The organism is Streptomyces sp. NPDC002564, from assembly GCF_042889645.1.
Classification (GTDB): Bacteria; Actinomycetota; Actinomycetes; order Streptomycetales; family Streptomycetaceae; genus Streptomyces.
On the sequence record NZ_JBIARE010000008.1, the window covers coordinates 21,155 to 35,312 of the forward strand.

Below are 14,158 nucleotides of genomic sequence, written 5' to 3' on the forward strand. Positions count from 1 at the left end.
CGACCGATACGAGGCCCCCACCGTGCGCCGACGCTCACTCCTTCTTGCCGTTCCGGCCGGCCTGCTGACGCTGGCAGGCTGTGGCGACGACAAGGCAGACAAGGCCAAGTCCAAGCCCAGCGACAGCCCGACCAACTCCGCGTCGGCGCCGCCGACGGCGAAGATCGTGGACGGACCGCTGCCCGAGATCACCAAGGGCAACAAGTTCGGTGAGAAGCCGACCGTCGCCAAGGGCTCCGGCAAGCCGTCGTCCGACCTCGCGGTCAAGACGCTGATCGAGGGCAAGGGCAAGGAGGTCGCCAAGGGCGACTACCTGCAGGCCCACTACCTCGGCCAGATCTGGGCCACCGCCAAGGTCTTCGACAACTCCTACGACCGCGGCAACCCCACGGTCTTCCCGATCGGCGTCGGCCAGGTCATCCCCGGCTGGGACCAGGCCCTGGTCGGCAAGAAGCTGGACAGTCGCGTGGAGCTCGCCATCCCCCCGAAGATGGGGTACGGCAAGGAGGGCAACAAGCAGGCGGGCATCAAGGGCTCGGACACGCTGGTGTTCGTCGTCGACCTGGTGGGCACCTTCAGCGCCACGAGCTCGGCGAAGGGCAAGGAGGTCGCCCAGTCCAACAAGGACCTGCCCAAGGTCGGCACGAACACCGACGGCAAGGCCCCCTCCATCGACGTCCCCAAGACCGACGCCCCCAAGAAGCTCGTCGCGTCGTACATCCTCGAGGGTGACGGCGACGAGGTGAAGGAGACCGACAGCCTCCTGTGCCAGTACGAGGGCGTGCTGTGGGCCGACGGCAAGGAGTTCGACTCCTCGTACAAGCGCAAGCAGCTCGCGTCGTTCCAGCTCGCGCAGGTCGTCAAGGGCTGGGCGCAGGGCCTGACCGGCAAGAAGGTCGGCAGCCGCGTGCTCATCGTGATCCCGCCGGAGCTGGGGTACGGCGACCAGCCCCCGCAGGGCAGCACCATCAAGAAGGACTCCACGCTGGTCTTCTCCGTGGACATCCTCGCGAAGATGTGACACCCCGCGGGATGTAAGACTGTCCGAGCTGACCGTTCGTATCAAAGCAGGAGCATTTTCGTGAGCATCGACAAGCCCGAGGTCGACTTCCCGGTCGGCGAGCCGCCGGCCGACCTGAAGATCAAGGACATCTGGGAGGGCGACGGAGCGGTCGCCAAGGCGGGCGACTTCGTCAAGGTCCACTACGTGGGCGTCGCCTTCAGCACGGGCGAGGAGTTCGACGCCAGCTGGAACCGCGGCAACCCGCTGGAGTTCCAGCTCGGTGCCGGCCAGGTCATCTCCGGCTGGGACCAGGGCGTGCAGGGCATGAAGGTCGGTGGCCGGCGCGAGCTGACCATCCCGGCCCACCTCGCCTACGGCGACCGCGGCGCCGGTGGCGGCCGCATCGCCCCCGGCGAGACGCTGATCTTCGTCTGCGACCTGGTCTCCGTCTGAGACCGTCGCCGACCTGATCGGACCGGTGAGGGCCCATGCCTGTCTGGCATGGGCCCTCCCGTCTCTGCCCGCGTCCCCCGACCGGCATCCCGGCGAGATGCCCCTTATGCCCGTGGCTTTTGCCACGACACCCCGGGGCGGTACGGTCATCGGTCGGAAGCATTGTGTGTTGTAAGGCCGAGAAAGGGCGTCGATGGCCATTGCCAAGGCCGAGCGGCTGATGAACCTGGCGCTGTGCCTGCTCGGGACCCGGCGGCCGCTCAGCAAGCGCGAGCTGCGCGAGTCGATCGAGGCCTACCTGGAGGCGGGCTCCGACGACTCCTTCAACCGGATGTTCGAGCGCGACAAGGACGATCTGCGCGAGCTGGGCCTGGTCATCGAGACCGTGGAGAACCTGGACGGCGAGATCGGCTACCTCGCCCGCCGCGACAGCAACCGGCTGCCGCCCATCACCATCGACGCCGAAGAGGCCGCCGCCCTCGGCCTGGCCGCCAAGGTCTGGCAGCAGGCCCGCCTCGCCGGGGCCGCCAGCGGCGCCCTGCAGAAGCTGCGCGCCGCCGGGCTCCCCGAGGACGCCGACCCGTACGGGGCGCACAGCGCCCTGGAACCGCGGATCCCCGCGCACGAGGCCTCCTTCGAGCCCCTGATGCTCGCCTGCCGCGACCGCCGCCCCGTCGTCTTCGACTACCGCAAGGCCACCGCCGCCCGCCCCGAGCAGCGCCACGTCGAGCCGTGGGCCCTGGAGTGCTGGCGCGGCCACTGGTACCTGGCGGGCTGGGACCGCGACCGGGGCGCCGAGCGGGTCTTCCGGCTCTCCCGGATCACCGGCAAGGTGCGCGCCCGCGCGGGCCGGTACACCGCCGACGTCCCGGACGTCGTGACGGTCCGCGAGACCGTCGCGGGCTGGGCCGGCGAGACCGCCGACCGCAGCGCCCTGATCCGGCTGCGCACGGGCGCCGGCTACCCGCTGCGGGCCAAGGCCGCCTCGGTGCGGGAACTGGGCGACGGCTGGGACGAGTTGGAGATTCCGTACGGCCACGGCCTGGACGCCTGGCTGGTGGAGTTCGGGCCCGACGTGGTGGTCCTGGAGCCCGCCGAGCTGCGGGCCGACGTCGTGGACCGGCTGCGCGCCGTGGCCAAGGGCTGAGGGGGAGCGGACAGACCAATGGCCTCGAACGCCATCGACCAGACGCGACGCATGCTGTCGCTGGTCACCTATCTGAGGGAACGCCCCGGCGCGCACGTCGGCGACGTCGCCCGCGCCTTCGGCATCACCCCCGACGAGCTGATCTCCGACCTGGACGTGCTGCCGCTGTGCGGCACCAGCTTCCGCGGCGGCGACCTGCTGGACATCGACACCGACGGCGACCGCATCTGGTGGCACAACCCCGACGACGTGGCCGCCCCGCTGCGGCTCGCCGCCGACGAGGCGACCGCGCTGCTCGTGGCCGCCCGCGCCGTGGCCACGCTGCCCGGTCTGCGCGAGAGCGACCGCCTCGCGCTGCTGCGCGCCACCGCCAAGCTGGAGACCGCGGCCGGTGAGGCGGCGGGCGCCAGCTCCCGCCTCTCGGTCACCTTCGAGTCCGAGGGCGGCGTCTTCGCCGACGTCGACCGGGCCATCTCCGAGCGGCGCAGGCTCTGGATCCGCTACTACTCGCCCGCGCGCGACGAGGTCACCGAGCGCGAGATCGACCCCATCCGGCTGGTCAGCGTCGGCCACACCTATGTGGAGGCGTGGTGCCGCCGCTCCGAGGCGCGCCGCACCTTCCGCCTGGACCGGGTCGCCGAGATCAAGATCCTCGACGAGCCGTCCGCGCCGCCCGAGGTCGAGCTGCGCGACCTCTCCGAAGGCCTCGTGCAGCCCGCCGCGGAGGACCCCGAGGTCGTCGTCGAGGTCGGCCCCGGCGGCCGCTGGGTCGCCGAGTACTACCCCCACGACAGCGCCGACGAGCTGCCCGACGGCGGCCTGCGGATCACGCTGCGCACCCCCGACCCCGCCTCCCTGCGGCGGCTCGCCCTGCGCCTCGGCAGGGACGGACGGATCGTCTCGCCGGTCCAGCTCGCGGACAGCGCGCGCCACGCGGCACGCGAGGCCCTCGAGGCGTACGACAGGGACGAGCGGACCGCGCGCGACGAGCGGGACGACGACAGGCAGGAGCAGCGGCGTTGAGCACACCGACCATGTCCGGACTGCCCGGGGTGCCGGCCCAGCGGCCCGCACCCGTCCTCTTCACCGCCGCCTGCCCCGACTGCCGGGCCCGCTTCGAGCTCTCCGCGGGCGCGCTGCGGCTCGCGATCGGCGCCGGTCCGCGCACCACCTTCTACTCCTTCACCTGCCCCGAGTGCGGGGCCGCGGTGCGCAAGCCCGCGGGCGAGCGCATCATCGAACTCCTCACCGGCGGTGGGGTGCGCACGCTGCGCCTGCACTCGACCGTCTAGGCTCGGCGCATGTTCTGGGCGATGCTCGCGATCGCGGCGGGCTTCTTGGGCCTCGCCGTCCTCGGCGTAATGGCGATCAAGGTGTTCGTGGAGGCGGAGCGCCTCGGGCGCCAAGTGACCGAGACCACACGGCAGATCAACCGTGCGTCGGAGGACCTCGAGAGGGCCGCGGCCGGAGTGGCCCGTGCGGGGCGAGAGGCTCTTTAGCGTCCGCGACCTGTCAACTGCCTGAGGTGGGCGGGTACGCTGCGAATGCGGCCCGGGATCGAGGCGGGGGCCGTACTCGGAGTATGCGCGGGGATTGCCGAGCGTTTACCCCGGGGGGTTACGATCGCTGCCAGCGCGGGAGATCGGATGTATGTCCGGTCTGCCGAGCAACCAGACTCCTGTCGCCTCGGTGAAGAAGGTAAACAGCTATGGGTAGGCTCGGCCCCACCGAGATCATTCTCATCCTCGTCGTCATCGTCCTGCTGTTCGGAGCCAAGAAGCTGCCCGACATGGCGCGCTCCCTCGGCAAGTCGGCCCGCATCCTCAAGAGCGAGGCCAAGGCCATGAAGTCCGAGAGCAAGGACGACGCCGCCACTCCGGCCGACCCGCCGGGCGACCCCCTCCAGAAGCGCACGATCCAGGCTGCCCCCGGCGACGTGACCAGCTCGCGCCCGGTCACCGAGCCGACCGACCGTACGACGCAGCGCTGATCCAAGGCCGGCGACGGTCGGCCTGCCGCACGAGATGAGGACGTGGGTTGCTCAAGTCTGCCCGCAAGAAGGAGAAGGACCCCGAGGGGCGGATGCCCCTCGCGGAGCACCTTCGCGAGCTCCGCAACCGGCTCGCCAAGGGGCTCCTCGCGATCACGGTCGTCTCGATCGTGGCCGCGTTCTACAGCCAGGAGCTGATGGAGTTCCTGGCTGATCCCGTGCCGCGCTGCGAGCCCGGCATGAAGCAGACCGGCGGCCACTGCGCGACGGTGACGTTCAACGACCTGCTGTCGCCCTTCACGACCACGGTGAAGGTCAGCCTCATGGTCGGCATCATCGTGTCCAGCCCGGTCTGGCTGTACCAGCTGTGGGCGTTCGTCGCCCCCGGTCTGCACCGGCACGAGCGCAAGTACACCTACTGGTTCGTCGCCGCGGCCGTGCCCCTCTTCCTGGGCGGCGGCTGGCTGGCGTACACGATCCTCCCCGTCAGCATGCGCGTGCTGCTCGGCATCACGCCGGACGGCGCCCAGAACCTGCTGCCGATGGACACGATCCTCGACTTCACGGTCCGGATGGTCCTCGTCTTCGGCGCGTCCTTCGAGCTCCCGCTGCTCCTGGTGATGCTCAACATGACGGGCATGGTGACCGGCCGCCGCATGCTCACCTGGTGGCGCGGCGTCGTCATGGGCGTCTTCATCTTCGGCGCCGTCGCGACCCCGACCACCGACCCGGTCGGCATGATCGCCCTCGCCGGACCGATCGTCGTCCTGTACTTCATCGCCGTCGGCATCTCGCTCCTCAACGACAAGCGCCGCCGCCGCAACGACCCGGACGCCGACCTCGACGACGACGAGGCGTCCGACATCGACCTCACTCCCGAGGCCGTCGACCAGGTCGAATCGGTGCGGCCGCCCAGGGCGCTGCCGGAACAGGCGGGCACCGGACGCAACGATCAGCGCGTCAACGGTTTCGACGACGTCACCTGACCTTGTAGGGTCCGGCCGTGACCAGCGAGATCACCCTCTTCGTCAATCCCACCGCGGGCCGCGGCCGGGGCGCCCACGCGGCGCAGCCGGCCGCTTCCGCGTTGCGGGCCCGCGGCTTCTCCGTACGCACCGTCATCGGTGAGGACGCCCCCGACGCGCTGCGGCGCGCCCGGCAGGCCGTCGAGGGCGGCACCGGCGCGCTGATAGCCGTCGGCGGCGACGGCATGGCCAGCCTCGCGCTGCAGGCCGTCGCCGGGACCCGCACCCCGCTGGGGGTGATCGCCGTGGGGACCGGCAACGACTTCGCGCGGGCGCTCGGCCTCCCGGTGCGCGAGCCGGCCGCCGCGGGGGAGATCGTGGCGGACGCCCTCAAGGGGGCGCGCACCCGCGACGTCGACCTGGGGCGGGTCGGCGACACCTGGTTCGGGACCGTCCTCGCCTCCGGCTTCGACTCCCGGGTCAACGACCGGGGCAACCGGATGCGCTGGCCCACCGGACGCTTCAAGTACGACCTGGCGATGGTCGCCGAGCTGGCCGCCTTCAGGCCGATCCCGTACCGCATCACGCTGGACGGCGGCGCCGTCCACGAGGTCGAGGCCACCCTCGTCGCGGTCGGCAACGGCACCTCGTACGGCGGCGGCATGCGGATCTGCGCCGACGCCGACATGGGCGACGGGCTCTTCGACGTCACCGTGGTGGGGGACTGCAGCCGGCGGACGCTGCTCACGGTCTTCCCGCGGGTCTACCGGGGCACGCACCTGGACCATCCGAAGGTCACCGTGCACCGCGCCGCGCGGGTGGAGCTGGCGGCGCCCGGTGTCACGGGGTACGCGGACGGGGAGCCGCTGGGCGCGCTGCCGCTGACCGCGCGGTGCGTGCCGGGCGCCGTGCGGGTCCTGGCGCCCTGAGCGGGGGCGCGCGCCCGGCCGCACCGCGCGTCGTCGCCGCGCGCACGCCCTGTGAGCTGCCGCGTTCCACTCCGTTCCGATTAATGATCGTCCGTTGTCAGTGGTGGCCGGTAGGCTCGAAAGCACGATGACAGAGGACCTCTCACCGGCCGAGCGGTACGCGGCGGCGCGCAAGCGCGCTGTCGAGCAGGCCACCGCACTCGCGTCCTTCCGCGAGATGTACGAATTCGGCCTCGACCCCTTCCAGATCGAGGCCTGCCAGGCGCTGGAGGCGGGCAAGGGCGTGCTGGTCGCCGCCCCCACCGGCTCGGGCAAGACGATCGTCGGCGAGTTCGCCGTGCACCTCGCCCTGCTGCAGGGCAAGAAGTGTTTCTACACCACGCCCATCAAGGCGCTCTCCAACCAGAAGTACGCCGACCTCGCCAAGCGGTACGGCGCCGACAAGGTCGGCCTGCTCACCGGCGACAACAGCGTCAACAGCGAGGCCCCGGTGGTCGTCATGACCACCGAGGTCCTGCGGAACATGCTCTATTCGGGCTCGCAGTCGCTGCTCAACCTCGGCTATGTCGTCATGGACGAGGTGCACTACCTCTCCGACCGCTTCCGCGGCGCCGTCTGGGAAGAGGTGATCATCCACCTCCAGGAGTCGGTCACCCTGGTCTCCCTGTCGGCCACCGTGTCGAACGCGGAGGAGTTCGGCGACTGGCTCGACACCGTCCGCGGCGACACCGAGGTGATCGTCTCCGAGCACCGTCCCGTGCCGCTGTTCCAGCACGTGCTCGCGGGCCGCCGGATGTACGACCTCTTCGAGGAGGGGGAGGGCCAGAAGAAGGCGGTCAACCCCGACCTCACGCGGATGGCCCGGATGGAGGCCAGCCGCTCGTACAACCCGCGCGACCGCCGCAAGGGCAAGATGGTCCGCGAGGCCGACCGGGAGCGCGAGCGCCGCCAGCGGTCGCGGATCTGGACGCCGGGCCGCCCCGAGGTCATCGAGCGGCTCGACGCCGAGGGCCTGCTGCCCGCCATCACGTTCATCTTCAGCCGCGCGGGCTGCGAGTCCGCCGTGCAGCAGTGTCTCTACGCGGGCCTGCGGCTGAACGACGACGAGGCGCGGATGAAGGTCCGCGAGATCGTCGAGGAGCGCACCGCCTCCATCCCGGACGAGGACCTCCATGTCCTCGGCTACTACGAGTGGCTGGAAGGCCTGGAGCGCGGCATCGCGGCGCACCACGCGGGCATGCTGCCCACCTTCAAGGAGGTCGTGGAGGAGCTGTTCGTGCGCGGCCTGGTCAAGGCCGTCTTCGCCACCGAGACCCTCGCCCTCGGCATCAACATGCCCGCGCGCAGCGTGGTCCTCGAAAAGCTCGTGAAGTGGAACGGCGAGCAGCACGCCGACATCACCCCCGGCGAGTACACCCAGTTGACCGGCCGCGCAGGGCGGCGCGGCATCGACGTGGAGGGCCACGCGGTCGTGCTCTGGCAGCGCGCCATGAGCCCCGAGCACCTGGCGGGCCTCGCCGGCACGCGCACGTACCCGCTGCGCTCCAGCTTCAAGCCGTCGTACAACATGGCGGTGAACCTGGTCGAGCAGTTCGGGCGGCACCGCTCGCGCGAGCTCCTGGAGACGTCCTTCGCGCAGTTCCAGGCCGACAAGTCGGTCGTCGGCATCTCCCGCCAGGTGCAGAAGAACGAAGAGGGCCTGGAGGGCTACCAGGCCTCCATGACCTGCCACTTGGGGGACTTCGAGGAGTACGCGCGCCTGCGCCGCGACCTCAAGGACCGCGAGACCGAGCTGGCCAAGCAGGGCGCCGCGCAGCGCCGGGTCGCCGCGGCCGCCGCCCTGGAGAAGCTCAAGCCGGGCGACGTCATCCACGTCCCCACCGGGAAGTACGCGGGCCTCGCCCTCGTCCTCGACCCGGGCCTGCCCGCCGGCCGGGCCAACGGCCACCGGGGCTTCGACCACGTCGACGGGCCGCGCCCGCTGGTGCTCACCGCCGAGCGGCAGGTCAAGCGGCTCGCCTCGATGGACTTCCCGGTGCCCGTGGAGGCGCTGGAGCGGATGCGCATCCCGAAGTCCTTCAACGCGCGCTCCCCGCAGTCCCGTCGCGACCTGGCGTCCGCACTGCGCACCAAGGCCGGGCACATCGTCCCCGACCGGCACCGCAAGGGGCGTGCGGCGGCCGCCGACGACCAGGAGATCGCCCGGCTGCGCACGGAGCTGCGCGCCCACCCCTGCCACGGCTGCGACGAGCGCGAGGACCACGCGCGCTGGGCCGAGCGGTACCACCGCCTCAAGCGCGACACCGCGCAGCTGGAGCGCCGCATCGAGGGCCGGACGAACACCATCGCCCGCACCTTCGACCGGATCGTCGCCCTGCTGACCGAGCTCGACTACCTCCGGGGCAACGAGGTCACCGAGCACGGCAAGCGCCTCGCCAGGCTCTACGGCGAGCTCGACCTGCTGGCCAGCGAGTGCCTGCGGGCCCGCGTGTGGGAGGGCCTGAGCCCGGGCGAACTGGCCGCGTGCGTCTCGGCGTTGGTCTACGAGTCGCGCGTCGGTGACGACGCGCTCGCGCCCAAGCTGCCGTCCGGCGCGGCGAAGGCGGCGCTCGGCGAGATGGTCCGCATCTGGGGCCGCCTCGACGGCCTGGAGGAAGAGTTCAAGATCAGCCAGACGGAAGGGGTCGGCCAGCGCGAGCCCGACCTCGGCTTCGCCTGGGCGGCGTACATGTGGGCGGCCGGCAAGGGCCTGGACGAGGTGCTGCGCGAGGCGGAGATGCCGGCCGGCGACTTCGTGCGCTGGTGCAAGCAGGTCATCGACGTCCTCGGCCAGATCGCCGCGGCGGCCCCCCGCGAGGACAGCACGGTCGCGAAGAACGCCCGCAAGGCCGTCGACCAGCTCCTGCGCGGCGTCGTCGCGTACAGCTCGGTGGGCTAGCCGGCACCGCCCAGGCACACCGGGGCCCGCCGTCCGTGACGGCGGGCCCCGGTTGTCGTTCAGGGGCGGCACGCTGCCGCCCGGGGGCCTGTCCCTAGGCCGCGGCCGCCGTCTTGGCCGCGTCCCGCTTCGCGACCTCCTCGCGGACGATCGGGATGACGTGCCGCCCGAAGTCGATCGCGTCGTCGAGCAGGTCGTAGCCGCGGGCGGAGAGGATCTCCACGCCCAGGTCGTAGTAGTCGAGCAGGGCCTGCGCGACGGTCTCCGGGGTGCCCACGAGCGCCGTCGAGTTGCCCGCGCCGCCGGTCTCCGCGGCGGTCGGCGTCCACAGCGCGCGGTCGTGCCGCTCCCCGGCGGCGGCCACCGCGAGCAGCCGCTGGGAGCCGGCGTTCTCCGGGTTCGTCGCCGGGTGGCGGCGGGACAGCGGGGCGCCGGCCTTGCGGGCCTTGATGCGGTCCAGGGTGGCGTACGCCTTCTCCCAGGCCAGTTCCTCGGTCGGTGCGATGATCGGGCGGAACGCCACCTGGATCTTCGGGACGTCGGTGCGGCCCGCGGCGCGCGCCGCCGCCTTCACCGACTCGATCTGCTCGGCGGTCTGTGCCAGCGGCTCGCCCCACAGGCAGAAGATGTCGGCCTCGGCGCCTCCCGCGGCGTACGCGGCGGGCGAGGATCCCCCGAACGAGACCCGCGGGTGCGGCTGTTGGACCGGGAACGTGTCGCTGACGAAGTCGTGGAAGCGGTAGTGCGTGCCCTCGTGGTCGAAGGGTTCGTGCGACGTCCAGGCCTTCTTGATGATCCGGATGGCCTCGCGGGTGCGGGCGTAGCGCTCGTCCTTGGTGAGGAAGTCGCCCTCGCGCTGCTGCTCGTGGTCGTTGCCGCCGGTGATGAAGTGCACCGCGAGGCGGCCGTCGCTGATCCGGTCGAGCGTCGCGAAGGTCTTCGCGGCGAACGTCGGGTACGAGACGTTGGGGCGGTGCGCGACCAGGATCTGCAGGCGGTCGGTGCGGGCCGCGATGTAGGCGGCGGCGGGGGAGGGGTCGGGGGAGCCGGAGCCGTAGGCGAACAGGACCCGGTCCCAGCCGTGGTCCTCGTGCGCCCGGGCGAGCCGGAGGGTGTAGTCCTTGTCGAAGGACGCGCCCGAGCGGGCGGTGACTTCGGAGCCTTCGTTGGTCGCGGCGATGCCGAGGAACTCGACGGGCATGGCGGAGCCTCATCTCTTGCTGCGGTGATGTGGGTGGTCTGCGGTGCCGTCAGAGACAACACGAGGCGGACCACACGCGACCGAAGTCGATGTGGTCGCGGGTGACCAGCCGCAGCTGAGGTCGCATGCGCTCAGTGGAACAGGCGTCCATACGAGGCGTCAACCACGTCCGGGACCGGGCAATTCCCGCTGTCCGCAGGGACGTTCGAGGCTGTCACTCCTCGTGTTCGATTGATCGCCACGTGTGCAAAAAGGGAGAGTGTATGCCTCTCGGCGGGCCCGGTGCAGGGGGTTGCCGAATATGACTCGGCGATGATTCCGGCGGACTAAGCTCGCCCGGAGCGCGGCGAGTTGAAACGAGTTGCGATAGATTCGCGCGCTTGTTCCCCAATGTTTCGATCGTTCGTTTCGTCACCCCCCCGCAGATCGTCCGTCCTTCCCCCAAAGACGTCATTCCCCCCAAGACGAGTGTTCAGAGGGCATACATGGTGAGTGTTCAATCGCCTCCCGGTGGCCGAGAAGTCCCTTACGCGCGCGTGTTGTTGTTGCCCGCCATGCTGATGGCGGCGGCGACCGGAGCCGCCGTCGCCTCGGTGACGGAGCCGGCCAGGACCGCCGTCGGCTGGTGCGGCGCCGTCGCGACCCTGATGGTCGTCGTGGTCGGCGCCGAGGCGGTGCGGCGCGGCCGCACCGTCCGGGGCCTGCGCGCGCACTACGCGCAGCGCCTTGCCTTCCTGGAACGGCGCATCGCGTCCCACGACGAGGAGACCGTCCGCCTGGGCCGGGAGATCCTGCCCGAGGCGCTCTGGCGGCTGCGCCAGGGCGAGTCGCCCGTCGAAGTCGTCCGCAACGTCGTGGACAAGGACGAGGCCTACCGCGAACTTCCCGACGCACAGCGCGACCTGCTCCGGTCCGTCCTCGACACCCTGGACCGCGAGGAAGCGATGCGCGAGTCCGCGCAGCGCGCCTTCGTCAACATCGCCCGGCGCGTCCAGTCGATCGTCCACCAACAGGCCGCGGAACTGCGCGACATGGAGGAGTTCCACGGTCGCAACCCCGAGGTCTTCGACGACCTGCTGCGCATCGACCACGGCACCGCGCTGATCGGCCGGCTCGCCGACTCCATCGCGGTGCTCGGCGGCGCCCGCCCCGGCCGCCAGTGGCCCAAGCCCGTCCCGCTGTTCAGCGTGCTGCGCGGCGCGATGTCCCGGATCCTCGACTACCCGCGCGTCGAGCTGCACTCGATCGCCAACGTCGCCATCCACGGCACGTCCGTCGAACCGCTCATCCACGCCTGCGCCGAACTCCTCGACAACGCCACCCGGTACTCGCCGCCGCAGACCAAGGTGCACGTCACCGCCGTCGAGGTGCAGACCGGCATCGCCGTCGAGATCGAGGACGGCGGCGTCAGCCTCAGCGAGGAGGCCCGCGCCCGCGCCGAGCGCATGCTGGAGCAGGCCCAGGCCGGCATCGACCTCAACGACCTCGGGGAGACGCCCCGCCTCGGCATGGCCGTCGTCGGCCGCCTCTCGCAGATGTACAACCTCCAGGTCTCCCTGCGGCAGTCCGCCTACGGCGGGGTCCGCGCGGTCCTCATCGTGCCGCGCGAGATGATGACCACCGGACCCGCACCGGGCCTCGCCCACGGCATCGGCGCCTCCGCCGTACCGCGCGTGGACAACGGCGGCCGGCCCATCGAAGAGCCCGCCCGCAACATCCGCCGCAAGAAGCCGCGCGTCGTCACCGCGGGCCCGCCGCTGCGCTCCCCGCTCACCGCGACCATGGAGGACGACGTCCCCGAGGTCAGCGAGTGGACGCCCAACGGCCTGCCCCAGCGCCGCAGCCGCGTCAAGGTCTCCCTCAGCGAGCGCTACGCCCAGGAGGCCGAGGCCCAGCGGATGGCCGAGGCCCATGCCGCCGCGACCGCCCCGCCGGTCCCCGCGCCGAAGCGGGAGGAACCCGAACCGGGCCTGTGGATCGAGGCGTTCATGAAGGGCGTCAAGGGCGAGGACCCGGCGGACCCCGACCGGACGCCCCCCTCCGAGGGACCCGCCGCCGACGGCGCCCACCCCCCGCACGGATCGAACAACCACGGCAACGCCGACGAGAGGGACTGGCAGTGATCCAGCAACGCGCCAATTTCGACTGGATGCTGAAGGAACTCGCCGACGGAGTCCCACAGACCCGGCAGATCGTCGTGCTGTCCGCCGACGGCCTGCGCATCGCCCGCTACGGCGGCGACCCGGACGCGGCGGACCGCATCGCCGCAGCCTGCGCGGGGCTGCAGAGCCTCGCCGCGGCCGTCGCCACCGAGATCCCGCACAGCGACGGCGGCATGAAGATGGTCATCATCGAGATCAACGGCGGGTACTTCTACCTGATGGCCGCGGGCGCGGGCGCCTACCTCGCCGTGCTCGCCGACGAGACCGTCGACGCGGGACTCATCGGCACCCGGATGCGTGACCTCGTCGTACGCATCGGGGCCCACCTCACCAGCCCGCCCCGGCGCGACGGGCAGGCCGTATGACTCCTCCGCACGACACCCCCCGCGGCTCGGCGCCGGGTGACATCCCGCCGCAGCGCGGCACGCCCGCGCAGCGGGAGCGCCGCAGCCCCGAGAACCCGGAGCGGCTGTACATCCTGACGGGCGAGGGGTCCGAGCGGGCACCGCTCGACCTCGTCACCCTGATCGTCGCGCAGGGCGAGGCGGCCCCGACGGCGCAGCCGGAGCACTCCGCGATCCTGCGGCTGTGCACGACGCCGCTGTCCGTCGCCGAGCTCTCCGCGTACATGGCGCTGCCGTTCAGCGTCGTGACCGTCGTCCTGACGGAGCTGCTCGGGTCCGAGCTCGTCCAGGCGCGCGCGCCCATCGTCCGCTCCGCGCTCCCCGACCGATCCCTCCTCGAAGCGGTGATGCATGGACTTCAAAAGCTCTGACACGATCACCGGCCCGCGCAGCGAGGACGTTCTGCCGCACACGGCCACCGCGGCCGTGAAGGTCGTGATCGTGGGCGGCTTCGGGGTCGGCAAGACGACGATGGTCGGCTCGGTGAGCGAGATCCGCCCGCTGACGACCGAGGAGACGATGACCCAGGCGGGCATCGGGGTCGACGACAACTACGGCTCCGACTCCAAGACGGCCACCACCGTGGCGATGGACTTCGGGCGCATCAGCATCTCCGACGAACTCGTCCTCTACCTCTTCGGCACCCCGGGACAGGAACGCTTCTGGTTCCTGTGGAACGGCCTCTTCGAAGGCGCACTCGGCGCGGTCGTCCTCATCGACACCCGCCGCCTGGAGGTCAGCTTCGACGTGATCGGCCGCCTGGAGGAGCGCGGTGTGCCGTTCGTCGTCGCCGTCAACGACTTCCCCGACGCGCCCCACCACCCGATCGAGACCCTGCGCAGGGCCCTCGACCTGGAACCCACGGTGCCGATCATGGCCTGCGACGCCCGCCGCAGGGAGTCCAGCCGGGACGTCCTGATGTCCCTGATGCGCTACCTCCACTCCCTGACGGTGGCCCGCGTCTGA

General features: G+C 71.4%; 15 protein-coding genes. 14 read left to right on the plus strand and 1 reads right to left on the minus strand.

Annotation, left to right across the window (positions count from 1 at the left end; all coding sequences use genetic code 11):
• The first annotated feature begins 22 nt into the window (after positions 1 to 22).
• From ACFYXE_RS26670 to ACFYXE_RS26715, 10 genes are all read left to right on the plus strand, one after another.
• On the plus strand, positions 23 to 1,021 hold the full coding sequence (locus ACFYXE_RS26670) for an FKBP-type peptidyl-prolyl cis-trans isomerase (RefSeq protein ID WP_361178444.1): 999 nt from the start codon (positions 23 to 25) through the stop codon (positions 1,019 to 1,021).
• Positions 1,022 to 1,081: 60 nt separating this feature from the next.
• Positions 1,082 to 1,456 carry an FKBP-type peptidyl-prolyl cis-trans isomerase gene (locus ACFYXE_RS26675; RefSeq protein WP_361178446.1) on the plus strand — a complete coding sequence of 125 codons (375 nt, stop codon included), beginning with the start codon at positions 1,082 to 1,084 and terminating at the stop codon, positions 1,454 to 1,456.
• 193 nt (positions 1,457 to 1,649) lie between these two features.
• Entirely contained in the window at positions 1,650 to 2,603 is a 954-nt protein-coding gene (locus ACFYXE_RS26680) for a WYL domain-containing protein (RefSeq protein ID WP_361178449.1), read from the plus strand.
• An 18-nt stretch (positions 2,604 to 2,621) separates the two neighbouring features.
• On the plus strand, positions 2,622 to 3,626 hold the full coding sequence (locus ACFYXE_RS26685) for a WYL domain-containing protein (RefSeq protein ID WP_361178452.1): 1,005 nt from the start codon (positions 2,622 to 2,624) through the stop codon (positions 3,624 to 3,626).
• Between the two features lie 11 nt (positions 3,627 to 3,637).
• Positions 3,638 to 3,895, plus strand: a complete 258-nt coding sequence (locus ACFYXE_RS26690; protein ID WP_361178467.1) for a hypothetical protein — start codon at positions 3,638 to 3,640, stop codon at positions 3,893 to 3,895.
• A gap of 9 nt (positions 3,896 to 3,904) precedes the next feature.
• A complete protein-coding gene (locus ACFYXE_RS26695) occupies positions 3,905 to 4,102 on the plus strand; it encodes a hypothetical protein (protein ID WP_361178455.1) in 198 nt (65 codons plus the stop codon).
• A gap of 209 nt (positions 4,103 to 4,311) precedes the next feature.
• Entirely contained in the window at positions 4,312 to 4,593 is a 282-nt protein-coding gene (tatA, locus tag ACFYXE_RS26700; RefSeq protein WP_389316330.1) for a Sec-independent protein translocase subunit TatA, read from the plus strand.
• Positions 4,594 to 4,685: 92 nt separating this feature from the next.
• The gene (gene tatC / locus ACFYXE_RS26705; protein WP_389316811.1) at positions 4,686 to 5,579 is read left to right on the plus strand and encodes a twin-arginine translocase subunit TatC; all 894 of its coding nucleotides are present in this window, start codon (positions 4,686 to 4,688) and stop codon (positions 5,577 to 5,579) included.
• 17 nt (positions 5,580 to 5,596) lie between these two features.
• The gene (locus ACFYXE_RS26710; RefSeq protein WP_389316332.1) at positions 5,597 to 6,487 is read left to right on the plus strand and encodes a diacylglycerol kinase; all 891 of its coding nucleotides are present in this window, start codon (positions 5,597 to 5,599) and stop codon (positions 6,485 to 6,487) included.
• 127 nt (positions 6,488 to 6,614) lie between these two features.
• Positions 6,615 to 9,425, plus strand: a complete 2,811-nt coding sequence (locus tag ACFYXE_RS26715) for a DEAD/DEAH box helicase (protein WP_389316334.1) — start codon at positions 6,615 to 6,617, stop codon at positions 9,423 to 9,425.
• 94 nt (positions 9,426 to 9,519) lie between these two features.
• Here the strand turns inward: ACFYXE_RS26715 and ACFYXE_RS26720 are convergent, their stop codons facing one another.
• Complete coding sequence (locus tag ACFYXE_RS26720; protein WP_389316336.1) at positions 9,520 to 10,626, minus strand: LLM class flavin-dependent oxidoreductase; 1,107 nt, start codon at positions 10,624 to 10,626, stop codon at positions 9,520 to 9,522.
• A gap of 485 nt (positions 10,627 to 11,111) precedes the next feature.
• Between ACFYXE_RS26720 and ACFYXE_RS26725 the strand changes: the two genes are divergently transcribed.
• The 4 genes from ACFYXE_RS26725 to ACFYXE_RS26740 are packed head-to-tail and all read left to right on the plus strand — an operon-like array spanning position 11,112 to position 14,158.
• The gene (locus ACFYXE_RS26725; RefSeq protein ID WP_389316338.1) at positions 11,112 to 12,749 is read left to right on the plus strand and encodes an ATP-binding protein; all 1,638 of its coding nucleotides are present in this window, start codon (positions 11,112 to 11,114) and stop codon (positions 12,747 to 12,749) included.
• Positions 12,746 to 13,153 carry a roadblock/LC7 domain-containing protein gene (locus ACFYXE_RS26730; RefSeq protein ID WP_055556816.1) on the plus strand — a complete coding sequence of 136 codons (408 nt, stop codon included), beginning with the start codon at positions 12,746 to 12,748 and terminating at the stop codon, positions 13,151 to 13,153. Before ACFYXE_RS26725 ends, ACFYXE_RS26730 begins: the two co-directional genes overlap by 4 nt.
• Entirely contained in the window at positions 13,150 to 13,563 is a 414-nt protein-coding gene (locus ACFYXE_RS26735) for a DUF742 domain-containing protein (protein ID WP_361175947.1), read from the plus strand. Before ACFYXE_RS26730 ends, ACFYXE_RS26735 begins: the two co-directional genes overlap by 4 nt.
• Positions 13,544 to 14,158 carry an ATP/GTP-binding protein gene (locus ACFYXE_RS26740; RefSeq protein WP_361175944.1) on the plus strand — a complete coding sequence of 205 codons (615 nt, stop codon included), beginning with the start codon at positions 13,544 to 13,546 and terminating at the stop codon, positions 14,156 to 14,158. Before ACFYXE_RS26735 ends, ACFYXE_RS26740 begins: the two co-directional genes overlap by 20 nt.

What these genes read in the sequence shown, in the direction of transcription:
- ACFYXE_RS26735 (WP_361175947.1), top strand. Translation starts at nt 13,150, where the DNA reads ATGACTCCTCCGCACGACACCCCCCGCGGCTCGGCGCCGGGTGACATC.
- ACFYXE_RS26715 (WP_389316334.1), top strand. Translation starts at nt 6,615, where the DNA reads ATGACAGAGGACCTCTCACCGGCCGAGCGGTACGCGGCGGCGCGCAAG.
- ACFYXE_RS26720 (WP_389316336.1), bottom strand. Translation starts at nt 10,626, where the DNA reads ATGCCCGTCGAGTTCCTCGGCATCGCCGCGACCAACGAAGGCTCCGAA.
- ACFYXE_RS26685 (WP_361178452.1), top strand. Translation starts at nt 2,622, where the DNA reads ATGGCCTCGAACGCCATCGACCAGACGCGACGCATGCTGTCGCTGGTC.
- ACFYXE_RS26740 (WP_361175944.1), top strand. Translation starts at nt 13,544, where the DNA reads ATGGACTTCAAAAGCTCTGACACGATCACCGGCCCGCGCAGCGAGGAC.
- ACFYXE_RS26695 (WP_361178455.1), top strand. Translation starts at nt 3,905, where the DNA reads ATGTTCTGGGCGATGCTCGCGATCGCGGCGGGCTTCTTGGGCCTCGCC.
- tatA (WP_389316330.1), top strand. Translation starts at nt 4,312, where the DNA reads ATGGGTAGGCTCGGCCCCACCGAGATCATTCTCATCCTCGTCGTCATC.
- ACFYXE_RS26725 (WP_389316338.1), top strand. Translation starts at nt 11,112, where the DNA reads ATGGTGAGTGTTCAATCGCCTCCCGGTGGCCGAGAAGTCCCTTACGCG.
- tatC (WP_389316811.1), top strand. Translation starts at nt 4,686, where the DNA reads ATGCCCCTCGCGGAGCACCTTCGCGAGCTCCGCAACCGGCTCGCCAAG.
- ACFYXE_RS26680 (WP_361178449.1), top strand. Translation starts at nt 1,650, where the DNA reads ATGGCCATTGCCAAGGCCGAGCGGCTGATGAACCTGGCGCTGTGCCTG.
- ACFYXE_RS26690 (WP_361178467.1), top strand. Translation starts at nt 3,638, where the DNA reads ATGTCCGGACTGCCCGGGGTGCCGGCCCAGCGGCCCGCACCCGTCCTC.